Here is a 19,678-nt window from a genome sequence, read left to right as displayed (position 1 = left end):
GGTAACGGCGGGAGGCGAGCATGCAGCCAACGCTGTTTGACTGGCCGACTCCCTGTCAAATCATCCTGTTCCCGATGGGAAAACGGGTCGGTCGCATTCGTTCGACAGCTGAAAAGATGCTTGCCAAGCCAACCGACAAAGCGGCGGAATCCTACCGCGACCAAGTCACCGATGGCCTGATCCGGCAAATGGCAAGAACCGGCATATCGGACAGCGAACAAGACGAGCATCTAGGCGCGTTCTGGTCGGCTGTGCAGGCGGAAATCATCCGGCTCTCCTATCGAAGCAACAAGCCAGAGGGAGGGCATGTCGCATGACAGTGGTTGAAACTGAGGACGGCTTCGTCGTTGTCGACGGGAGCTGTGTCGCTGCTGGTCCGTTCGAAACCAATGCCCAGGCTTGGCGTGTGGTCGATCGGCTGGAAGGCTCGCCCGTATCGGCGGCCGAAAAGCGGGCTGACTGGATCTCGACCAAGATCCTGTCCAAAGGGCTGGCTACCGAACGGGAGGCCAAGCCCAGCCGCAAGGCAAAGCAGGAAGCCAAAAAGCAGCGCAAGGCTGAGCATCGCCTGAGGGGCAACGCGGCCAAGGCTCCAGGCTGGTTGCGGAAGGGAGCCTCGGCGAAATTCGATCCGAAAGGCAAGCGGGCCTTCAACACCTCCCAGCTCGGCACATTCGGTGCGGCCTCGGCCGTCCGGCAAGTCAGCGTTGCCGATTACCTCGCATCGAAAGGGAAGCAGGATGACCATTGATGAGCGGCGAGAGCGTGAGAGGCTTGAACGGGAAAACCCCTGGCGACCGATCGGCGACGCAAAAGAAGATGGCGCGATCTGCGAGTTGCGCATGAGCAACCTAACGGAGCTCGGCTTTCAACGTTTCTTCCTTCATGGCGGCGTTTGGTACCGGATCGATCCTCCGAAGAGGATGTATGCCAGCCTTGAGCTGTTGGTCGAATATCGACCCACTGGCGCCACGCTAAGTAAGCACCGGCAGGAGAACGCCATATGGCGCGCCGAAGAAGGCGGCAACTACGAGTATCGGGGAGGCGAGCTTCTACCAAAGCCCAAGCCATACAAATCATTTTGGCGCGCCGATGACACGGATGGCGACAAATGAACCACGGGATGTCCAAGCCAAAGCATCGTGCTTCCCTCCCATTTCATGCCTATTCCTCCTTCAATAAGAAGGGCGGCAAGGCGGTTGACGCCGTAGTGCGCAACCGAAACCGCGCGCTCGATATGTACCAGGACATGGCGACGTACGAGACCATCGCGGAGTGTCTAGACATTTCGCCGACAACGGTCGTTCAGTACGTCAAGCGGGCGCGCGAAAAAGGTGACGTGCGGGTCAAACGGCCTTTCAAACATAGGGGTCGGCAACTCGCTTTACAGCGGCGCAAGTCGATCAAGGACATGAAGGCGCTGGGTCTCTCAGCCCGAGAGATTGCAAAACAGCTCGGGATCAATGTGCGGCTGGTGCAGATAAGGTTGAAGGAGGCGAGCAATGGCGCGGCCAAGTGATTTCACCCAGGATCTGGCGGACACCATTTGCCAGCGGTTGGCAGAGGGCAACAGCCTCCGCTCGATTTGTCTGCATGAAGACATGCCGAACAAGTCGACCGTGTTGCGATGGCTACTTGATCCGGCGCGGGCGGCGTTCTGCGACCAGTACACGCGTGCGCGTGAACTCCAGGCTGACGTGCATGTGGATGAAATGCCCGACATCGCCGACGACGGCAGCAACGACTACATCACCAAGACGAATGCGGACGGCTCGACCTATGAGCAGGTCAACAGCGAGCATATCCAGCGGTCGCGGCTGCGCATCGACACGCGCAAATGGATAGCAGAGCGCATGCGGCCGAAGAAATACGGGGCCAAGGTCGCGCTCACCGATCCCGACGGCGGGCCGCTGGTCGTTCAGGTGCTGAAGCTCTCAGAGGCGGAAAAGCCTGATGCCGACAATCCAGCTTCCTAACGCCGGCTGGCGGCCACGCTGGTATCAGAAGAAAGCATGGGACACTTGGGAGCAAGGCTGTAGGCGCCAGCTCTTGTTCTGGCACCGCCGCGCCGGCAAGGATGAAATCAACCTGAACATGCACGCCGTGTCCGCCCATGAGCGGCCGGGCACCTACTGGCACATGTTGCCGGAGGCCGCACAGGCCCGCAAAGCCATCTGGAACGCGGTGAACCCTCACACTGCCAAGCGCCGACTGTTCGAGGCCTTCCCAGAGCCTCTAATCGAGAACATGAACGACAATGAGATGTTCATCCGCTTCAAGGTCGGATCGACGTTTCAGGTTGTCGGCTCGGATAACTTCAACAGCCTGGTTGGATCGCCACCGGTCGGGATCACCTTCTCGGAATGGGCATTGGCTAAGCCGGCGGCGTGGGCGTACCTGTCGCCGATTCTGGCTGAAAATGGTGGCTGGGCCTCATTCATCACCACGCCGCGCGGCAACAACCACGCCAAGGGCATGCTGGACGCGACAAAGGGCAATGCCTTTCATCCGCAGTCGAACCCGCGCGGGTGGTTCACGGAAGTGCTGGGCGTCGATGCCACACAGGCGATATCGCAGGAGGACATCGAAGAGCAGCGGGTGATTTACACCGGCCTGTTCGGCAAAGAGGTTGCCGACCTCCTGATTGACCAGGAATTCTATTGCTCGTTCGCGGGCGCGCTGGTGGGCTCGTATTGGGGTTCTGAAGTAGCGAAGGCGGAGCGGGAAGGCCGCATTGGCAAACCCATTGCGGTCAATGAGGCCTACCCGGTTCACACGGTCTGGGATCTGGGTAAGGCGTCCAACAACCCGATCTGGTGTTTTCAGGTCATCGACGGCACGCCCATCATCGTCGATTTCTACCTACCCGACAGCGAAGACCTCGCCGACTGGTGCAAGTGGCTCGACGACAAGGGCTACAAGGGCAACGACTACGTTCCGCATGACATCATGCATCCGCAGTGGGGAACGGCGCGCACGCGGCTGCAAACACTGAAGGATCATGGCCGCAAGCCGAAGATGGTCGGCATAGCGAGCTTTGCCGATGGGGTGAACGCCGGCCGGCAGACAATCAAGCTCGCCCGGTTCGCGAACAATGAACGGGTGGCCGATGGCATCGAGGGCCTGAAGGCCTTTCGTCGGGAATGGGACGACGAGAAGAAGGTGTTTCTGTCGACCCCGGTCAAGAACTGGGCGGAACACTACGCCTCCGCGTTCCGGTATCTAGGCCTCGCCTGGCGCGAAGCAATCGTGGCAGTGGTGAAACCTGCTGGTGACCCCGGCACCTATCAGGCGATGCCTGACGGATCGATCCGAAGCAATCAGTCGGTGAAGGATGCTGTTGACGCCATGGTCAGACGGCGGCGGGCGGGACGCTAGTCGACTGTAGCGCGGTAGATTTTCAGTATCCCGTAAGGCTCTGGCTCGCCCAAGCCGCATTCATAGTCAGAGCGTGTCATGGTCGGGTCGCCATCAGCGTAGGCCTGGGCGTTCACCCAATCGCGGCAGCTCTGTACATCGGCCAATCCATGCTGCTCGCGGACAGTGCCCAGGTCGCCTTTGTTTGGATAGTAGAACGCGTCGACTGTTTCCCAGGGCGCGGCATCGTTCGGCCAGTACCAGTCAGCAACGGTCTTGGCCGGGTGTCCGAAAGCAAACCATAAGCCGATGCCGATCACCAGCAAGACCGGCAAGCAACCGCTATTCTGGTCCATCACGATTTCCCCCGCTGACACGATAGACCCGAAGCCAAGGCGAATTCAAACGGCTTATCTTTTCGTAGAGGCATCAGCACCCTAGCGCCGACCAATAGGATTGGAGCGGCTATGCCTCGCGCTGGTGGAGTATATTCGGCCCCTCCGGGGACCGCTGGAACACCAAACACCACGATCGAAAGCGCGAAATACAACGCGCTGGTCGACGATCTGGTAGCCGACGCAAACGCCGCGAGGCCGGTAACGGCCGGCGGCTCCGGCGCATCGAGCGCGGTGGGTGGCAACGACAATCTCAATGCAGCCGGCGCAAATATGGCATCTGCTGCGACGGTCAATTTGGCCAACGCAACGGGCGTGACAGTCACCATCACCGGAACCGTGACGATTACCGGTTTCGGCACAGTGGTGGCGGGCGCCGTCCGCGTTCTGACGTTCGCCGGCATTCTGACGCTGACACACAACGCTACAAGCCTGATCCTGCCTGGAGCCCAGAACATCACCACGGCGGCTGGCGACATCATGACCCTTCGGTCTCTGGGCAGCGGCAACTGGACATGTGTCGGCTATCAGCGCGCCGCTGTGCCGCCGTACTCGTCGACCGCAACCGAAACCCTGAAGAACAAGAGCCTTGAGGACAACACGACCTTTTTTGTCGACGAGACCGACGCCACCAAAAAGCTGAAACTTCAGGTCTCGGGGATCACGACTGCGACGACGCGCACGGTGTCTGTCCCTGATGCCGACGGTACGATGTTGCTCAGCACAAAACAGCAGCTCGTCGCCGGGTTCCGAAATCTGAAGGTCACCATCTCAAGCGCCACCCAGGTGGCAATCACCGCAGACGCGCTCTCGGTCGAGGATGCAAGCGGCAATGCGGTTCGGCTGACCGCCGTCAACGTGACTGCCGATATCACGGCATCGGGGGCCAATGGTCTCGATACCGGCGCGGAAGCTTCGAACACTTGGTATTATGGCTGGGTCTGCTGGAACGGCACCACCACAATCGGGCTGATTTCGGCATCAGCATCAGCCCCAACGCTTCCCGCGACCTACACCCACAAAACGCTGGTCAGTGCCTTTCGAAACGATGCTTCGTCCAACCTCTGGCGCATGATCCAGTATGGAACCCGAGCTCAATTGACGATTGGGACAAACCCCACAGGGATGCCAATCTTGGCGTCCGGGAACAGCGGGAGCATTTCGGCGCCAACATGGACGGCGGTTTCAGTCTCGGCATTCGTCCCGCCAATAGCGTCTGAGATTTTCGTAACGCCGGTGGCATCCGCACCTGGCGGAGATGGCACGGGTTTTATGCTAGCTCCCAACAATTCATATGGAGCTTTCAACAACACCACCAATCCACCGCCTTTTTCATGGGTCTGGAGCCAAATGTGGGGGATTGGCGTGTTCCCTCCGGTCAACTTGGTGCTCGAATCGACGAACATATACTGGGCAAACACATCCGGCGCTAATGTCAAACTGGCGAACGCTGGATGGAGGCTAAGCCTTTGACGGCGCGGTAACCTCAAAACCAAGCGGCTATAGTTTTCGCATACTTCCTACCATCCTGCGCCGGTTCGCAACCCGCAGGGAAAATCATGGATCGCAGCGCTTTCTATGCCGCTCTTCGCTCACGGAACTCGGGCGTTTTCGGCACGAGCCTTTCCAGCGGTCAGGTCGCAATCCTCGATTTGATCCTGGACGAAGCCCAGGCGCGCGATGTGCCGCTTCGGCAACTTGCTTACATCCTGGCCACGCCATATCACGAAGTTGGCTCGTCGATGCAGCCGATATCGGAAAACCTGAACTACTCGACAGAGGCGATGATGAAGGCGTGGCCTTCCCGCTTCCCAACAGCGGCCAGCACGCTTGGATATGTCCGCCAGCCGCAGAAGCTCGCCAATTTCGTCTACGGCGGCCGGATGGGCAACACTGGCCCGAATGATGGTTGGGATTATCGCGGGCGGGGCCTGCCGCAGGTCACCGGCAAAGAGATGTACGCCAAGATAGGCTTGGCCATCGGCGTTGATCTCGTCGCGAATCCGGATCTAGCGTTGAAGCCGAAAATCGCGGTGCTGATCATGTTCGTTGGCATGCTTCGGGGCTTGTTCACCGGCAAGAGGCTGGCCGACTACATCACCAGCACCACGGCCGACTACATCAATGCGCGATCGATTATCAACGCGGACGTGAAGCGCAACGGTGCGACCATCGCCGGTTACGCGAGGGCGTTCGAGGCCGCCTTGCAAGCGGGCGGCTATGCCGGGAAAGAAGCCGGCGACGAGACAACGCCCGAGCCTGCGAACCCCGTCTCGGTGATCGTTCCGGCTCCAGCGGCTCCGCAACCCGCCGCGCCTCCCGTAGCGCCGCCTGCACCCCCTTCGGCCCCGCCAATCATCTATCCCGCGCCGACACCGACTACCGAAACCGTGACTGTCGAACGGAATTGGCTCTGGCGCCTGCTGTTCGCCGTCGTCGGCGCAATCTTCAAGAGGAAATAGTGATGGAAAATGCAAAGCCATGGTGGCAGTCGCTTGCGGTCTGGGCTGGCGTCTTCTCGCTGCTCAATTCCGTCGGTCTGGCCGGCATCAACATCGACTTTTCCACAGGCGACTTCACCGGGAACATTCATGAGCTCGGGGCGTCGCTGATCGGCTTTGCAACAAGTGTCGGAATGATCTGGGGTCGTATTCGGGCGAAGACGAGGATTGGCAAATGATCCCGATCGCCACAGCGCTCATCGAACAGCTTTGGCCGTATCTCCTCGCTGGCGTCATGGCACTTGCCGGGCTCTGGACGGCCTATCGCAAGGGGAGTGCGCGAGAGAAGGCAAAGCAGGCAGCCAAAGAGCTAGCCGCGGCTCAGGATCGTCTGGAGATGGACCGCGAGGCCACAGCGGCAGAGCGGCAGGCCGCCGGCATGACAGACGACCAGGCGCGGGCGGAGGCCACCAAATGGGCAAAGCGCTGACAATCCCAGTGTTCATGGTTCTCTCAGCATGCGTCACGACGGCGCCGGTCGCCGACCCGCGCAAAGTCTGGTGCGACCACAACACGCCGCGCCGGCCATCGCTCGTAGTCGTTCAGGTGATGAGTCGTGCCGAACTGGACGAGATGAACTCATTCAATGCCAAGGGCGTTGACTGGTGCGGATGGAAGCCGTGATGCATGATTTCTTCGAACTCCTTGGCATCAAGGCTCCCGTGCTCGTTGCCGGCCTTTCAGGCGGCATCCTGCGGGCTCTGTCACGGCACCGGTACAAGCTCCGTGAAATGGTGGCCTCGCCTATCTGTGGGGCCCTGGCGGCAGCGTATCTGACCCTGCCGGCGGTTTCCTACTTCAAGGCAACCGGTTTGCCGATCCCGGCCCCCGCTGACGACACGACAACGCTGGCAGCAGCGTTCCTGATTGGCGTCTCGGCAATGTGGATCTCGGATATTCTGTTCGAAATGATCGTGCGTAAATTCAAGCCGGTTCGCGAAGAGTGATTCGAAGATCGATCCCCGAAGCTTTTGACCTAGTACTTTTTCCGTAATTGACTACGGCGGATCCGGCAGCTGTAGTCGAAAAGCATTTAGGAATGCACTCAAAACAGGGAGGAAAATAAAATGCCGGAAGCTAAAGTGGTTGGACCAGGGAGAGTGCTAGCTGTAGCACAAGTTATGGATCGTGCATTGACGATGTCTAGCCCAGGTGTCACGTTCGACAACGCCTCAAGCAGACTGAGTTTCCAAAACAAGGAACGTGATCGATTCATAGCCCTGCTGACAGATGTCACTAAGAATACGTACAGCACGACAACGACAATCGCCATCGATTGGGAAACTGAATGGGTGGTCCTTAGAAACAAGGCGCTGGATACTGGCGACCGCCTATTCCCTGCCGACAATTTCAACGTCGCAATAGTGACTGTAGACTAAGAATCGCTTGGTTGTGCATTTGTCGCTGCACCATGCTCGCCTGTACCCTAACTTTGTTATCGGCTAGGCTAAACCCGCGCCGCTTCCGCCTGAGTGCGCCCGCCGGCCCTCGCTGGCGGGCGTTTACGTATTCAGTCAAAACATCGTAGCGCATCGAAAATCGCAGCGCCCTGACGGTTGGTCAGCATTTGGCCGGCTGTGACGGAAATATCGAATCTCCAAACGGCTTATGTTTTCGTGCGTGCTTCCGCCATCGTGTTGGAATGGCCAAGGCGGACAAGCTCACCACTGACCAGCAGAAACAGGGGAAGGCCCTCCGCGACGAGGGTGCCAAATGGCTTGCCCGCATAGAGGCCGCTACCAAGCTTGAAAAGCAGTGGCTGGACGATGCCGAAAAGGCCGTCAAAGCCTTCACGGGCGAGGTATCGAGCCGTGATTACAACTCGTCGACCACACTTGGCAGCACTTACGATTTCAACATTCTGTACGCCAACGTCGAAACCATCGTGCCGGCGGTCATCAACAGCCCGCCCGCGCCAGACGTTCGCCGCCGATTTGCCGATGAAGACCCAGCCGGCAAGGACGTGGCCGAAATCATCGAGCGGTCGATAAAGGTCCAGGTCGACGATTCGAAGCTTCAGGTCGAACTGGAGGCGGAGGCGCAAGACGCGTTCCTAGCGGGCCGTGGTGTCGTCAGGCTTCGTTTCAAAAGCGATTTCGTGAAGGACGTGACCGATGACCTCGAAGACACATCCGAAGGCGAGACGCCAAGCGCCGCAGAAGACGCAGCTGATGCTGCCGGCGGAGACAGCGGAGACAAGGCAGGCAACGGCGGATCGGCTGGAGGCTATGTGCGGCCTCAATCCACAGGCGCCGGAATGGCTGGCAACGGGACCAATCTGCCAAACGACGTGGTGGCGCAACCAGGAATGGAACGCCTCGCAAACGAGCGCATCGACTTCGAAGCCGTAAGCTGGCGCGATTTCCGTCATGGCCCTGCCAAGCGCTGGAGCGATTGCCCGTGGATGGCGTTCCGGTTCGTCGTTTCGCGCGAAAACGAAGACGCTGCATTCGATACCGCTTTGATCGGCATGCAGACGACCGACCAGGAGAAGAAGGCGCGCGGCGAATCTGACAGCGACCTGACGGGTTGGGAAATCTGGTGTAGGACCAGCCGCAAGGTCTATTTCGTCGATGACCAGGGTGTGATCCTGAAGACAGTCGACGACCCTCTGGGCCTGTCAAACTTCTTCCCGATCGCAACGCCCGTGCAGCCGATCGAACTCACCGGGCGGCTGATGCCGGTCAATCCATTCTCGATTTATTCCAAGCTCGCGGATGAGCTGGACCTCACCACCAAGCGCATCAACATCATTACCGGCCACATGAAGGTCAAAGGCTGGTATTCGGGCGATGCCGGCGACATTGCCAACATGCTAGCGGCCGACGACACGGAATTTGTCCCGATCGGCAATGCTGAAATCTGGGCGGCGAATGGCGGCTTGGCTGGTGCCGTCGCGTTTTGGCCGGTCGAAAAGTTCATTCTCGTTCTGCGCGAGCTGTACAACGCCCGTGAGCAGACGAAGCAGGCCATATACGAAATCACCGGCATTTCGGACATCGTTCGCGGTGCTTCTCAGGCCAGCGAGACGCTTGGCGCCCAGCAGATCAAGACGCAATGGGGTTCGCTGCGCATCCAGAAGATGCAGCGCATGATGGAGCGCGGCGCGCGTGACCTGTTCGTGATGATGTCGGAAATCATCCCGGCCAAATTCTCACATGAGACGCTCCAGCAGATGACAGGCGTCCAGATCATCCCGACGCAACAGGATCTCACGCCCATTCAACCGCCGCCGCCACCTCCGGAGGGCGCGCAGCTGCCTCCCGACACGATGCAGCAGTATCAGCAGGCCGCCCAGGCCGCGCAGATGGCGGAGAAAGCCCGGCAGGCCAAGCTGGCGCAGATGCAGGCCGTTCAGCAGCTTTTCACGCAAAAGCTATCGACCATGTACCGCATCGATGTCGAAAGCGATTCCACAGTGAAGGCGGACCTGTCGCGGCAGAAGGCCGAAGCAGCGGAATTCCTCCAAGGCGCCGGCGCCTATTGGGCTGCTGTCGGCCCGATGGTCCAGTCTGGCGAGCTTCCGAAAGAGGTTGCCGTCGAAATCTTCGCGGCGAACTCGCGCCTGTTCAACCTCGGCAAGTCTGTCGAAGACGTTCTGGAAAAGATGGTCACCGATGCCAAGGCGAAAGCCGAACAGCCTGAGACACCAAAGCCTAACCCCGAACAACAAAAAGCTGAAGCGGAAGCGAAGGCGCGAGAGGCGGACGCGGCGGCAAAAGCTGCTGATGCGAAAATCAAAGGCGAACAGGCCGCGCAATACATGCAGTTTGCCCGCGAGCAGCACGACATGACGATGAAGGAAAAGCAGTTCGATCTGCGCTCCAAACAGATCGCGGCTGCAACCGATCAGAACCAGGTCTTGGCCGCCAACGGCATTGTGCCTCCGCCGATCCAGATCGATCCGATTGGAGGCGAGGCAGTTCTGAAGGAACTCGCCGCGCAACGGCAGATGTTCGGCCACTTCATGATCGAAGTCACCAAGGCGCTGACGGCACCGAAGCGGATCATCAAGGACCAGCAGGGGCGCCCGGCCGGCGTTGAAACCGTCCAGCCTCCACAGCAACAGGGAATGCAGTAAATGGCAACCACCAGTGAAATCGAAGTTGGCATGGCCGCAATCGCCGCGCGCCTGAGCGATCAGCGTCAGGTCATGTTGAAGGTCAAGGCGAACGCTGGCACGGCATCGGCCGCACTCGCCGCCATTCCGAACGACTTCGTCGAGGTCGTCGCGACCGTGAACGCCTTCGGCACCGGTAACGCCTATGAGGCGGCGGTGAAGGCCCAGCTCGCCAAGATGACAACCGAATTTACGGCTTTGAAAGCCAAGGCCGATGCTGTCGCTGCGGTGGATCTGAACAGCTAATGTTTGATCAGTTTTATCCCGGCCAACCGATCCAGTTCATGGAGGGCCTGCTTGCTCCCATCATCGGGTCCAACCAATACCGCACCGACTTTTCTGAATATGCGGTAGGCGCGAGACCGTCCGACTGGACCCAACGCTGGGCTACTACCGATGTCCCTTTGGTGCAGAACGTGGCGGCGGCGATGAGCGGCAAAGCCCTCCGCTGGGCCAAGACGTCTGCCAGCAGGCAGGCTTTGTCGTGGGACCGCGTTCCTGCTGTAGCCGATTGTGAGGTGCTTTTCAGGGCGCGCGCCATCGAGGCATACGCAGACAGCGAAGTGTTCATGCGAGCCTCCATCCGGGGCGCGGGTACTGCGGGTGCCGAGACGGGTTATATCGGCACATTTCTTGGCCGAAATGTGGGAACACTCTACGCCCAAAGCGATCAGAAATATGTGGCTGGAGCCTCGACGACCATCGGGGCAGTCGCGAACGGCCCTTCGCCCAACTATGCCGTAAACAACTGGGTGTGGTTCCGGTTTCGCGTGAACGGGACCACGTTGAGCATGAAGATTTGGAACGACGGCCAATCAGAGCCAGCGTTCACCAACAACACCGACAGCTCTATTTCGGCGGCCGGCTGGACAGGCTTGAGCATCGGCGGCGCGAATCCCGATACCGAAGTCGACTTCTTTAGCGTCGGCATCAATGGCGATGTAGCGCTGGGGCCGTGAGATGAGAATTCCAAGCGGAAAGATTGACCAAAACATCTACTTCGTCGCTGTCGATAGCGCCGACCTGAAAACCCGCAAGACGGGTCTGACCACCTTTACGGTCTACCGGAGCCGCAACGGCGGCACCGCAACGGTCTACACCACGCCGACGATTGCCGAACTGTCGGCTGCCAACATGCCCGGCGTCTATTCGTTGCTGATCGACGAGGACACGACCATCGCGTCGGCATCCGACGCGGAAGAGTACACGGTTCACATTACCCAGGCCAATATGGCGCCGGTCACGCGGGTGATCGAGCTTTTCCGCCGAGACACGACCAGCGGCCGAACCCAGCTTGTCGACGCAAACGGCAGGGTTGACGTTTCAGCCATCGCCGGAACCGCGCAAACCGCGCGTGACATCGGCGCGAGCGTCTTGGTTTCGTCGGGCACCGGTAGTGGCCAGCTCAGCGTCACGGCGGGCGTGATCGCCTCGAACATGACGCAGTTGCTCGGCAGCGCGGCGGCCACGCCTTCGACGGCCGGCGTGATTGAGGTGAACGTGAAGAACATCGCCAATGCGGCGGTGAACACCGCCAGCGCCCAGCTTGGTGTCAACGTGGTCAATGCCGGCGGCACTGCATGGAACTCCGGCGCGATCACTGCCAACACCTTTGCAGCCGGCGCGCTGACAGCGGCAAAATTCGCGGCGAATGCGCTCGATGCTGTGTGGTCAACTACCACGCGCCTCTTGACGGCAGGAACGAACATCGTCCTTGCGAAAGGAACCGGCGTGACCGGCTTCAACGATCTAGACGCGCCCGGTGTTCGAACCGCTGTCGGCCTGGCTACGGCCAACCTCGACACCCAGCTTTCCGGCATCAACTCGAAAACGGCCAATCTGCCGCCCGACCCGGCCGACGCATCAGACATTGCAGCGGCATTCGGCACGGTCAACACCAACTTCGGCACCGTGAACGGCACGGTGAACGCCATCAAGGCCAAGACCGACAACATCCCCACAGCCCCGGCCGCAGTCGGGGATATACCGAGCGCTGCTACAGTCGCGACTGCTGTTCATGACACGGTTGTGGATGGGGCACTGACCTTCCGCCAGTCGACCAGGCTGCAGAACGCATCGTTGCTTGGGAAGGCTAGCGGAATGACCACCGCGACGGCTGTTTTCCGCGATGTTTCGGATACTAAAGACCGGATCGTCGCATCGGTCGATGCTGACGGCAATCGCCTGGGCGTGACGCTGGACCCGAGCTGATGTTTGCTGATCGCTATTTCGGAAAGCGGTACTTTCCGAACAGGTACTTCCCAACTGCGGCGGAATCGCCTGTCATCTCGCATCCCGTTGGCGGCGACGGCGGATTCTACCGTCGTCCCATCAAGTATATCCGAGACGGCAAGATTGTCGACCTCAACGAGCCGCAAGAGCCGATCGTTGAAGTGGTTGCATGGCCGGAACTTTCGCCGCAAGTGATCGCCGCGCTACAGGCAGGCATTCCTGTGGATCGGCCTGCATCCGTGGACCGCGCCGCGATGCTTGAACAGACGATGGGCCAGTTGATGATACAGCGCTATTTGGCGGACATGGCCGACGATGACGCCGTGACAGCCCTGCTGCTCGCCTGATTTTTCAAACGGCTTATCTTTTCGCACCGATCGACCGCACCCTTCGTCCTGCCTCCAAGCGGGACTTGAAATGGCTCGGTACGTGTTTCGAAACGGCATCTTTGTGGACCGGCAGACGGGCGCTCCGATGGAGAAGCCATTTGCGGGTCAGATCACCATGCCGAATGTCATGTCAGACATTCCTGAATACCGCTCGCCGATCAACGGCGCGGTTATCGGCTCGCGCTCTCAGCGGCGCGACGATCTGAAGAAACACAATTGCGTCGAGTACGAGCCCAGCCTTTCCCCGACCAAGGGCAAATTCAAAAACCCCGAGTTTTGCAAGAAGCGGGGCCTTCAGGTGTCAGAGGAATTTCGATGAACGCTCTCGCTAACGTTGCCGAAGCCACCCCCACTGTTGATGTCGTCGTGAACGACAATGCTGGCGTCGACGATTCCGCGCTTGAAGCAATCTGGAACAAGAACGAGCGCGACAATGGCGCCGAACGCGAAGGCGGCAAATTTGCCAGCCCAGAGCGTACGGAAGAGACCGGCACAACGGCATCGCCGAAAGGCGGTGATGGCGGGGAACCGGCTGGCGATGGTCTGACGCCTGGCGCTGGTTCGGTTCCCCTGCCTGACAACTGGAAAGGCCTTCAGGGCGCCGATGTCGTCAAGGGCGCATGGGAGAAGACGCCGGCTGAAATCCGGGCGTTTGTGGCTGCCCGCGAGCAAGAGCTGCAGAGCAGGCTTTCCGATCACGGCCGGCAGCTTTCGACGGTCAAGCCGATCCAGGAGGTAATCGACCGGCATGCCCACTACTTCGACCCGCAGAAGGGCCGCAAACTGGCAGATGGGTCAGTCGTCACGCCAGCAAAGGCGATCGATTTCCTGTTCAACGCCCAGGCCAATCTGGACCGGGCTCCCGTCGAATCCATCATGGCGATCATCGACAGCTACGGCGTGCGCGACAAAATCGCGGCAGCCTTTGGTCAAACCGTCCAGCAGGGCGAGTCAGAATTGCGGCAGGAAATCGCCGGGCTTAAGCAGATGCTTTCATCTGTCCATAACCCCGCCACGATCGACGACCGCATAAACCAGAAGCTTCAGGAGCGCGTCGACCAGCAGTCGGCCGCCGACGAGTTGACCCGCTTGTCAGCCGACAAGCCGCTCTACTCCGAAATCCCTGAAGTCGACATGGTTGAAGCAATCCACAAGGCGCGAAGGAAGCTCGGCGATGCCGCCTCGAAAGAGGCCGTTTTCGGACTGGCTTACGACATGGCCGTGAACGCCGATCCCGATCTTAGGGCTAAAGCAGCCGCTGCAAAGCCAGCCGCTACCAATGGCGCCGCCAAGGTCGAAGGCGCTCGTCGTGCCGCCGCCGTCAACATCCCCTCAACAGCATCGGGCAAGGGTCGGGCTCTCACCGAAGATGAAGAGCTGGCCGCTGTCTATGAGCGCAATCAGAAAGGTTAAACCCGATGGCTGGTCCGTCGACCACCTTCACTGAAATGGTGTCCACCACGCTTCGCAACAGCGCGAACGAGGTGGCGGACAACGTTTCGAAGAACAACGCCTTCCTCAACCGGCTGAAGAAGAAGAACAAGATCCGCAATCTCGACGGCGGCACCGAAATTCAGGTGCAGCTCGAGTACGCGGAGAACAACACCTACCAGCGCTATGCCGGCCTCGATACGCTGAACACCAACGGCTCGGATGTCGTCACGTCCGCGAAATTCGACTGGGCGCAGGTCGCGCTGCATGTCGTGTCGAGCGGCAAGGAGCTTCGCCAGAACAGCGGCAAGTTCGCGATGATCAACCTCGTCAAAACCAAGAAGAACAATGCGCTGAAGACCGCCGCGAACAACTTCTCTGTCGACCTGTATTCGGACGGCTCGCTGTCTAACCAGATCGGCGGCCTGGCCAACATCCTCCAGACCAACGGTCAGGGCACGGTCGGCGGCATTGACTCCGCAATGTGGACGTTCTGGCGCAACAAGTTCCTGGAGGCCACCGGCACCAACCTTGCTGCGGCGCCTTCCGCAGCGAATGCGGCGTCGTTCAAGGCTGACATGAACAAGCTCTGGCTCTCGTTGACGCGCGGCGCCGACAAGCCGGACATCATCACCTTCAGCCATGACTTCTACTCGCTGTACGAGCTCGGTGAGCAGCAGCTTCAGAGGTACATGGATGCCGACATGGCCCAGTCCGGGTTCATCGGCCTGAAGTACAAGACCGCCGACGTGATGTTCGACGACAACACGAATTTCACGACCACGGCCGAGAAGGGCTACTTCCTCAACACGGACTACGTCTACGTCGACCAGCATAAGGAGGCGCAGTGGACTCAGGACGACGAGAAGAAGCCCGTCAACCAGGATGCGGTTGTGATCCCCTTCTACTGGATGGGCAATCTCGTCACCTCGAACCGGTCGCTTCAGGGCGTCCTGTTCGACGCGGCATAAGGAGAGAAAATCATGACCTCTTTTGTTGGCGCAAACATCACCAAGACCTACACCGCGGCCGATCTCACGGGCGCGGAAAGCGGCAAGGCTCCCCGCCTTGGCGACACCTACGAATCGTATGACGGCAAGGTCTACCGGTTCGTGAAATACAACCAGGGGGCCGGCGCCATCGCCGCCGTCGCAAACAACGTGGTCGGCTTCTATGCACCGGGCGGCGTCTCTGCCGGCCAGTCGAACGAAGTGACCTCGGATGTGTCCGACACCGCTGCAAACGGTGCTGGCGTTCTCGCTGCTGCCCCTGGCAATGGCGAATATGGCTGGATCCAGGTCAAGGGCGTGGCCACGCTCGCCACGGCTCTCGTGTCGGGTGCTGACGGCAACGCCCTGATCCTGTCCGGCACCACGGATGGCACCCTGAAGGTTGCCGCCGCCGTCACCGACACGGTCTGCGCCTACGCGATCGACGCCTCGGCGAAGATTGTCATGTGCGCTTTCCCGTACTGACGGCAACAGGGCGGGGCTTCGGCTCCGCCCCATTCCTCAAGAGGCGCTTCGGCGCCCGCCACGTTTCAGGAGCAAAGAATATGGCCGAAAACCAAGCCCCGATGATCCGAGTGATGGGGTTCAAGACGAGCTACGAGATGCTGCCGATCAAGGGTGATCCGGTTACGGAGAAGTGCGACCTGAAGGGCTACAGGCTCGACGCAAGCGGGCGCCGCTTTCTCGAACGGCAGGCGGAGGACTGGGTGACCTATTCGCCCTCGCACTCGCCAATGAACACCAAGACGACCGAACGCGTTCGCCTGATGCTCCCGGACCCGTCGAAGATGGGCGAGGACCAGGACGGCGAGAAGCTGAAGTTCATGACGGCGCGCTGGATGCAGATCGAGCCGGCCTATGAGGCGTTCAAGAAGGGTCAGGATATCCCGGTCAACGGCATGGCTCTCGCTGCGTGGCCCGGCGTTTCTCCCGAGCAGGCCGAAGTCCTTCGCCTGTCTGGTATTCGGACGGTGGAAGAGGTTCGCGACCTTCAGGAAGGCCAGATGGACAAGGTCCGGCTGCCGAATATGCGCGAGATGCGCAAGCAGGCGAAGCTGTTCCTGGAAAACACCGACGCCGCCAAGGCATCCGAGCGCGAAGCCCAGAAGGACGCCATCATCGAGCAGATGGCGGAGCGCCTGGCTGCGATGGAGGCACTGCTTGAAGAGCAGACCCAGCCGGCGGCCAAAGGCAAGGGCGCGAAGGACGCCGCCTGATGTCCATTCTCGATGTGGTGAAAGGTGCAGCGACCGTACTCGGCATGGACGTGCCGACGCTGGTTTATGGCGCCTCCACCCGGGAAATGGTCGAGATGCAGGAACTTGCCAACGTCATGGCGTCGGAAATCGTCGACGCCTACGATTGGCAAAAGCTGCTGGTCTTGAAGACGTTCACAGGCGATGGCATTGCGGCCGATTTCAACCTCCCTGACGACTATGAGCGGATGCAGCAAACATCGTCGCTCTGGTCGTCCCGCTGGCTCTGGGCGACGAACCATCTGACCAGTCCGGACCAATGGCTTGAGCTTCAGGTGACGCCCGTCGCCAGCGTGAACGGCTACTGGATCATCTTCGGCGATCAGTTTCACCAGTGGCCGGTCATAGGCTCCGGCGAAACCGTGAAGTTCTTCTATGTCTCGAATAATCTGGTCAAAGCGAGCGACAATTCGCTGAAGACGATGTTCACGGAAGACGCCGACACGTTCAGGCTTTCCGAGCGTCTGCTGAAGCTGGCGATCATCTACCGGTGGAAGCAGAACAAGGGCCTTGCCTATCAGCAGGCGCTAGACGACTTCGAAACATTGAAGCTGCGGCTGATCGACAAAGATCCCGGCTCCAAGCCGGTAGTGTCTGGTCAGCCGCCCCTTAGCTGGCGTGGTCGCAATGTGGCGTGGCCTGGGACAGTCACAGGTGCGCCGTGAGGGCGGAACGCTTTCCTGGTCGCCGTAAGGCCGTTCCGGTCCAAGCGGCGGCTAGGTCTGAGCCGTATACCTTTGGCGCGCCTGTCGCTGGCTGGGTGACCAACCAGAGCCTGGTCAAATCCAAGCCGTTTTCAGCCCAGACGCTTGAAAACTGTCTCCCGACTTCGACCGGCATCATTTTGCGCGGCGGCTCTGTGAAGCGCGCGACTGTCGGCACAGACCCGGTTGAAAGCTTCATCACCTACAATGCCGGCGGCACGAAAAAAATTTGGGCCTGCGATGCTGCCACAATCCGCGATGTCACGTCGCCGGCTTCGCCGACCGTTCCGCCTGTCGCTTCCGTCTCCGGGCAGACATCCGGCTATTACTCCTACGTCAATTTCACCACGTCCGGCGGCTCGTTCGTGGTGGCGGTCAACGGCACAGATTTTCTGCAGCTCTACAGCACGACGTTCGACTGGTCGGCCGTCAACGGTCTCGCGACCTATCGGCTGAACTTCGACACCCAGACGGTCAACTATGTCGCCGGTCAGACCATCACGGGCGGCACCAGCGGCGCAACCGCGACCGTGGTCAAGTCGATCGACAATGGCACGACCGGCTCTCTGTTCATTCAGAGTATCACCGGCACGTTCCAGGACAACGAAACCGTCACAGGGTCGATTGCCGGCTCTGCCAAGGCGGACATTCCAGGCGGCGTGGTCCAGATCTCCGCCGCGATTACCGGCGTGGCGACTTCGGCCCTGTCTCATGTCTGGCTCTACCGCAACCGCCTTTTCTTCATCGAAGGCGGCACAATGCGCGCCCGCTATCTCGGCGTTGACAGCGTGACCGGCGCCCTGGGCTCGCTCAACCTGTCGGGCATTTTCCAGCGCGGCGGCTCGCTGCTCTTCGGCGCGACATGGTCGCTCGATGCTGGCGACGGCATCGATGACAAATGCGTCTTCGTCACGACTGAGGGCGAGGCAGCAATCTTCGAAGGATCTAATCCGGCCGGCTCGACGCAAGCCGAATGGAACTTGGTAGGTCGCTATGACCTGACAGACCCGCTGGGCAAGCGCGCGACGATGCGAGCTGGCGGCGACCTGATCGTCGCGACGAAAGAAGGCTTGGTGCCTATTTCGGCGGCGATCAACAAGGATGCAGCCGCCCTGTCGCTTGCGGCTATCTCGCGCAATATCGAGCCCGATTGGAAGCGTGAGGCCGCCAGGCGGCTTTCCCTGCCTTGGGAAATCATCAAATGGCCGGATATGAACTACGCCATTGTCTCATTGCCGGTCACGGCAGATGGGCAAGAGTCCTGGGCATTCGTCGTCAACCTTGAAACTGGCGCTTGGTGCAAGTTCGTCGGCTGGGCCACGCGCTGCATCGAACTGCACGATAGCCGGCTCTTTTTCGGGACCAATGACGGAGAGGTTTTCGAAGGCCAGATTAGCGGCAACGATGACGGCCTGCCGATCTATTACACCTATGTCGGCAATCCCGACCATATGAAGTCGCTGGGCGGGCTGAAGACCGTGCATCAGGCCCGGCCGACCTTTCTCAGCGCTACGCCGTACAATCCGAAAATCTCATTCTCGGTCAACTATTCCGTCCAGCTCCCCCCGGCACCTGCGGCGGCCGATGGCGGGTCTGCTGACCTTTGGGATTCCGGCCAGTGGGATGTTGCGAAATGGGACCAGGCCCAGCCGGTGGCGTCAGTCGGCGGCGGGCAATGGATTTCGGTTGGAAAGACCGGATACGTCATGCAGCCGCAGTTGCAGATCACAGGCTTCCTTAATCAGCGACCGGCCACCGAATTCGTGCAGCTCGACGTCACCTTTGAAAACGGGGGCATCGTCGTATGACCGACTACCGGATCACCATCGAGAACTTCGGCGCGGCCTATGTCGACGTCCAGCCCTTGCTGGTCCGACACTATGGCGAGATGCAGGCTCGGCTGGAGGGGCAGGGCATGCGCTGCCCGCCGTACAACCCACGGCTCGGGACCTATGTGGCGTCGAGCGACAGCGGCGACATCCTGCTGTTCGTCGTCAGGACCGAAAAGGGGGAGGCCGTCGGCTACGCGCTGATCTGGCTCGCCCTCGACATGCACAACAGCGAACTCATCTCGCAAGAGGATGCGATTTACGTCCGGCCAGATCACCGGAACGGGATTGGCATGAAGCTAACCAAGCACATTCTGAACGAACTTCGCTCGCGCGGCGTCAAGCGGGCTCACGTCACGACGATGACCGACCTTCGCGTTGCCAAGCTCTGCGAACGGGTCGGCTTTCGTCACACGGCCCACGCAATGACCCTGTTCTTCGAGGACAACTGAAA

The 19,678-nt window shown here is 60.0% G+C and carries 26 protein-coding genes; 25 read left to right on the top strand and 1 reads right to left on the bottom strand.

All coding sequences use genetic code 11. The features are described 5' to 3' along the window. Positions 1–20 precede the first annotated feature (20 nt). The 6 genes from AC56QQ_RS19845 to AC56QQ_RS19820 are packed head-to-tail and all read left to right on the top strand — an operon-like array spanning position 21 to position 3,378. The gene (locus AC56QQ_RS19845) at positions 21–317 is read left to right on the top strand and encodes a DUF6074 family protein (protein ID WP_489861147.1); all 297 of its coding nucleotides are present in this window, start codon (positions 21–23) and stop codon (positions 315–317) included. Next, a complete protein-coding gene (locus AC56QQ_RS19840; RefSeq protein ID WP_489861148.1) occupies positions 314–751 on the top strand; it encodes a hypothetical protein in 438 nt (145 codons plus the stop codon). The genes AC56QQ_RS19845 and AC56QQ_RS19840 overlap by 4 nt, the downstream gene beginning before the upstream one ends. Beyond that, positions 741–1,115, top strand: a complete 375-nt coding sequence (locus AC56QQ_RS19835; protein ID WP_489861149.1) for a hypothetical protein — start codon at positions 741–743, stop codon at positions 1,113–1,115. Before AC56QQ_RS19840 ends, AC56QQ_RS19835 begins: the two co-directional genes overlap by 11 nt. After that, complete coding sequence (locus AC56QQ_RS19830; protein ID WP_489861150.1) at positions 1,112–1,519, top strand: helix-turn-helix domain-containing protein; 408 nt, start codon at positions 1,112–1,114, stop codon at positions 1,517–1,519. Before AC56QQ_RS19835 ends, AC56QQ_RS19830 begins: the two co-directional genes overlap by 4 nt. After that, the gene (locus AC56QQ_RS19825; RefSeq protein ID WP_489861151.1) at positions 1,503–1,976 is read left to right on the top strand and encodes a terminase small subunit-like protein; all 474 of its coding nucleotides are present in this window, start codon (positions 1,503–1,505) and stop codon (positions 1,974–1,976) included. The genes AC56QQ_RS19830 and AC56QQ_RS19825 overlap by 17 nt, the downstream gene beginning before the upstream one ends. Beyond that, on the top strand, positions 1,954–3,378 hold the full coding sequence (locus AC56QQ_RS19820) for a hypothetical protein (RefSeq protein WP_489861152.1): 1,425 nt from the start codon (positions 1,954–1,956) through the stop codon (positions 3,376–3,378). Before AC56QQ_RS19825 ends, AC56QQ_RS19820 begins: the two co-directional genes overlap by 23 nt. Here the strand turns inward: AC56QQ_RS19820 and AC56QQ_RS19815 are convergent. Beyond that, entirely contained in the window at positions 3,375–3,713 is a 339-nt protein-coding gene (locus AC56QQ_RS19815; protein ID WP_489861153.1) for a hypothetical protein, read from the bottom strand. The genes AC56QQ_RS19820 and AC56QQ_RS19815 overlap by 4 nt on opposite strands. 111 nt (positions 3,714–3,824) lie before the next feature. Here AC56QQ_RS19815 and AC56QQ_RS19810 point away from each other — a divergent pair, with 111 nt between their 5' ends. From AC56QQ_RS19810 to AC56QQ_RS19720, 19 genes are all read left to right on the top strand, one after another. After that, positions 3,825–5,225, top strand: a complete 1,401-nt coding sequence (locus AC56QQ_RS19810) for a hypothetical protein (RefSeq protein WP_489861154.1) — start codon at positions 3,825–3,827, stop codon at positions 5,223–5,225. 86 nt (positions 5,226–5,311) lie between these two features. Continuing rightward, complete coding sequence (locus AC56QQ_RS19805; RefSeq protein WP_497123075.1) at positions 5,312–6,214, top strand: hypothetical protein; 903 nt, start codon at positions 5,312–5,314, stop codon at positions 6,212–6,214. A gap of 2 nt (positions 6,215–6,216) precedes the next feature. After that, positions 6,217–6,432 carry a hypothetical protein gene (locus AC56QQ_RS19800; RefSeq protein WP_489861156.1) on the top strand — a complete coding sequence of 72 codons (216 nt, stop codon included), beginning with the start codon at positions 6,217–6,219 and terminating at the stop codon, positions 6,430–6,432. Continuing rightward, entirely contained in the window at positions 6,429–6,683 is a 255-nt protein-coding gene (locus AC56QQ_RS19795) for a hypothetical protein (protein WP_489861157.1), read from the top strand. The genes AC56QQ_RS19800 and AC56QQ_RS19795 overlap by 4 nt, the downstream gene beginning before the upstream one ends. Next, positions 6,668–6,877, top strand: a complete 210-nt coding sequence (locus tag AC56QQ_RS19790; RefSeq protein WP_489861158.1) for a hypothetical protein — start codon at positions 6,668–6,670, stop codon at positions 6,875–6,877. The genes AC56QQ_RS19795 and AC56QQ_RS19790 overlap by 16 nt, the downstream gene beginning before the upstream one ends. After that, positions 6,877–7,200 carry a hypothetical protein gene (locus AC56QQ_RS19785; protein ID WP_489861159.1) on the top strand — a complete coding sequence of 108 codons (324 nt, stop codon included), beginning with the start codon at positions 6,877–6,879 and terminating at the stop codon, positions 7,198–7,200. Before AC56QQ_RS19790 ends, AC56QQ_RS19785 begins: the two co-directional genes overlap by 1 nt. Before the next feature lie 120 nt (positions 7,201–7,320). Next, entirely contained in the window at positions 7,321–7,632 is a 312-nt protein-coding gene (locus tag AC56QQ_RS19780) for a hypothetical protein (RefSeq protein WP_489861160.1), read from the top strand. Positions 7,633–7,895: 263 nt separating this feature from the next. Continuing rightward, positions 7,896–10,334 carry a hypothetical protein gene (locus AC56QQ_RS19775; RefSeq protein ID WP_497123074.1) on the top strand — a complete coding sequence of 813 codons (2,439 nt, stop codon included), beginning with the start codon at positions 7,896–7,898 and terminating at the stop codon, positions 10,332–10,334. Then, complete coding sequence (locus AC56QQ_RS19770; protein ID WP_497123073.1) at positions 10,335–10,619, top strand: hypothetical protein; 285 nt, start codon at positions 10,335–10,337, stop codon at positions 10,617–10,619. It abuts the gene before it with no gap. Continuing rightward, the gene (locus AC56QQ_RS19765) at positions 10,619–11,332 is read left to right on the top strand and encodes a hypothetical protein (RefSeq protein ID WP_497123072.1); all 714 of its coding nucleotides are present in this window, start codon (positions 10,619–10,621) and stop codon (positions 11,330–11,332) included. The genes AC56QQ_RS19770 and AC56QQ_RS19765 overlap by 1 nt, the downstream gene beginning before the upstream one ends. Position 11,333: 1 nt before the next feature. Continuing rightward, positions 11,334–12,584: a hypothetical protein gene (locus AC56QQ_RS19760; protein ID WP_489861165.1), complete on the top strand. Its 1,251-nt coding sequence runs from the start codon at positions 11,334–11,336 to the stop codon at positions 12,582–12,584. Next, positions 12,584–12,952: a hypothetical protein gene (locus AC56QQ_RS19755; protein WP_489861166.1), complete on the top strand. Its 369-nt coding sequence runs from the start codon at positions 12,584–12,586 to the stop codon at positions 12,950–12,952. The genes AC56QQ_RS19760 and AC56QQ_RS19755 overlap by 1 nt, the downstream gene beginning before the upstream one ends. 258 nt (positions 12,953–13,210) lie before the next feature. Continuing rightward, entirely contained in the window at positions 13,211–14,407 is a 1,197-nt protein-coding gene (locus AC56QQ_RS19750; RefSeq protein WP_497123071.1) for a hypothetical protein, read from the top strand. A gap of 5 nt (positions 14,408–14,412) precedes the next feature. After that, positions 14,413–15,396: a phage major capsid protein gene (locus AC56QQ_RS19745; protein ID WP_489861169.1), complete on the top strand. Its 984-nt coding sequence runs from the start codon at positions 14,413–14,415 to the stop codon at positions 15,394–15,396. 12 nt (positions 15,397–15,408) lie between these two features. Next, positions 15,409–15,900: a hypothetical protein gene (locus AC56QQ_RS19740; protein WP_489861170.1), complete on the top strand. Its 492-nt coding sequence runs from the start codon at positions 15,409–15,411 to the stop codon at positions 15,898–15,900. An 80-nt stretch (positions 15,901–15,980) separates the two neighbouring features. Then, positions 15,981–16,652, top strand: coding sequence for a hypothetical protein (locus tag AC56QQ_RS19735; protein WP_489861171.1), 672 nt, complete (start codon positions 15,981–15,983; stop codon positions 16,650–16,652). A gap of 44 nt (positions 16,653–16,696) precedes the next feature. Continuing rightward, positions 16,697–17,356 (top strand): hypothetical protein, encoded by a 660-nt coding sequence (locus AC56QQ_RS19730; RefSeq protein WP_497100841.1) that lies wholly within the window; start codon positions 16,697–16,699, stop codon positions 17,354–17,356. A 95-nt stretch (positions 17,357–17,451) separates the two neighbouring features. Beyond that, the gene (locus AC56QQ_RS19725; RefSeq protein WP_497123070.1) at positions 17,452–19,203 is read left to right on the top strand and encodes a hypothetical protein; all 1,752 of its coding nucleotides are present in this window, start codon (positions 17,452–17,454) and stop codon (positions 19,201–19,203) included. After that, complete coding sequence (locus tag AC56QQ_RS19720) at positions 19,200–19,676, top strand: GNAT family N-acetyltransferase (protein ID WP_497100843.1); 477 nt, start codon at positions 19,200–19,202, stop codon at positions 19,674–19,676. Before AC56QQ_RS19725 ends, AC56QQ_RS19720 begins: the two co-directional genes overlap by 4 nt. Positions 19,677–19,678 lie beyond the last annotated feature (2 nt).

The sequence above is a fragment of the Mesorhizobium sp. RCAM 05099 genome, from assembly GCF_059683685.1.
The sequence above is the reverse complement of the archived record's forward strand: the minus strand, read 5'-3'. Positions and strand labels throughout refer to the sequence as shown.

What these genes read in the sequence shown, in the direction of transcription:
- AC56QQ_RS19835 (WP_489861149.1), top strand. Translation starts at nt 741, where the DNA reads ATGACCATTGATGAGCGGCGAGAGCGTGAGAGGCTTGAACGGGAAAAC.
- AC56QQ_RS19805 (WP_497123075.1), top strand. Translation starts at nt 5,312, where the DNA reads ATGGATCGCAGCGCTTTCTATGCCGCTCTTCGCTCACGGAACTCGGGC.
- AC56QQ_RS19735 (WP_489861171.1), top strand. Translation starts at nt 15,981, where the DNA reads ATGGCCGAAAACCAAGCCCCGATGATCCGAGTGATGGGGTTCAAGACG.
- AC56QQ_RS19745 (WP_489861169.1), top strand. Translation starts at nt 14,413, where the DNA reads ATGGCTGGTCCGTCGACCACCTTCACTGAAATGGTGTCCACCACGCTT.
- AC56QQ_RS19795 (WP_489861157.1), top strand. Translation starts at nt 6,429, where the DNA reads ATGATCCCGATCGCCACAGCGCTCATCGAACAGCTTTGGCCGTATCTC.
- AC56QQ_RS19810 (WP_489861154.1), top strand. Translation starts at nt 3,825, where the DNA reads ATGCCTCGCGCTGGTGGAGTATATTCGGCCCCTCCGGGGACCGCTGGA.
- AC56QQ_RS19730 (WP_497100841.1), top strand. Translation starts at nt 16,697, where the DNA reads ATGGACGTGCCGACGCTGGTTTATGGCGCCTCCACCCGGGAAATGGTC.
- AC56QQ_RS19760 (WP_489861165.1), top strand. Translation starts at nt 11,334, where the DNA reads ATGAGAATTCCAAGCGGAAAGATTGACCAAAACATCTACTTCGTCGCT.
- AC56QQ_RS19785 (WP_489861159.1), top strand. Translation starts at nt 6,877, where the DNA reads ATGCATGATTTCTTCGAACTCCTTGGCATCAAGGCTCCCGTGCTCGTT.
- AC56QQ_RS19780 (WP_489861160.1), top strand. Translation starts at nt 7,321, where the DNA reads ATGCCGGAAGCTAAAGTGGTTGGACCAGGGAGAGTGCTAGCTGTAGCA.
- AC56QQ_RS19840 (WP_489861148.1), top strand. Translation starts at nt 314, where the DNA reads ATGACAGTGGTTGAAACTGAGGACGGCTTCGTCGTTGTCGACGGGAGC.
- AC56QQ_RS19740 (WP_489861170.1), top strand. Translation starts at nt 15,409, where the DNA reads ATGACCTCTTTTGTTGGCGCAAACATCACCAAGACCTACACCGCGGCC.
- AC56QQ_RS19845 (WP_489861147.1), top strand. Translation starts at nt 21, where the DNA reads ATGCAGCCAACGCTGTTTGACTGGCCGACTCCCTGTCAAATCATCCTG.
- AC56QQ_RS19775 (WP_497123074.1), top strand. Translation starts at nt 7,896, where the DNA reads ATGGCCAAGGCGGACAAGCTCACCACTGACCAGCAGAAACAGGGGAAG.
- AC56QQ_RS19815 (WP_489861153.1), bottom strand. Translation starts at nt 3,713, where the DNA reads ATGGACCAGAATAGCGGTTGCTTGCCGGTCTTGCTGGTGATCGGCATC.
- AC56QQ_RS19720 (WP_497100843.1), top strand. Translation starts at nt 19,200, where the DNA reads ATGACCGACTACCGGATCACCATCGAGAACTTCGGCGCGGCCTATGTC.
- AC56QQ_RS19755 (WP_489861166.1), top strand. Translation starts at nt 12,584, where the DNA reads ATGTTTGCTGATCGCTATTTCGGAAAGCGGTACTTTCCGAACAGGTAC.
- AC56QQ_RS19790 (WP_489861158.1), top strand. Translation starts at nt 6,668, where the DNA reads ATGGGCAAAGCGCTGACAATCCCAGTGTTCATGGTTCTCTCAGCATGC.
- AC56QQ_RS19770 (WP_497123073.1), top strand. Translation starts at nt 10,335, where the DNA reads ATGGCAACCACCAGTGAAATCGAAGTTGGCATGGCCGCAATCGCCGCG.
- AC56QQ_RS19830 (WP_489861150.1), top strand. Translation starts at nt 1,112, where the DNA reads ATGAACCACGGGATGTCCAAGCCAAAGCATCGTGCTTCCCTCCCATTT.
- AC56QQ_RS19820 (WP_489861152.1), top strand. Translation starts at nt 1,954, where the DNA reads ATGCCGACAATCCAGCTTCCTAACGCCGGCTGGCGGCCACGCTGGTAT.
- AC56QQ_RS19765 (WP_497123072.1), top strand. Translation starts at nt 10,619, where the DNA reads ATGTTTGATCAGTTTTATCCCGGCCAACCGATCCAGTTCATGGAGGGC.
- AC56QQ_RS19800 (WP_489861156.1), top strand. Translation starts at nt 6,217, where the DNA reads ATGGAAAATGCAAAGCCATGGTGGCAGTCGCTTGCGGTCTGGGCTGGC.
- AC56QQ_RS19825 (WP_489861151.1), top strand. Translation starts at nt 1,503, where the DNA reads ATGGCGCGGCCAAGTGATTTCACCCAGGATCTGGCGGACACCATTTGC.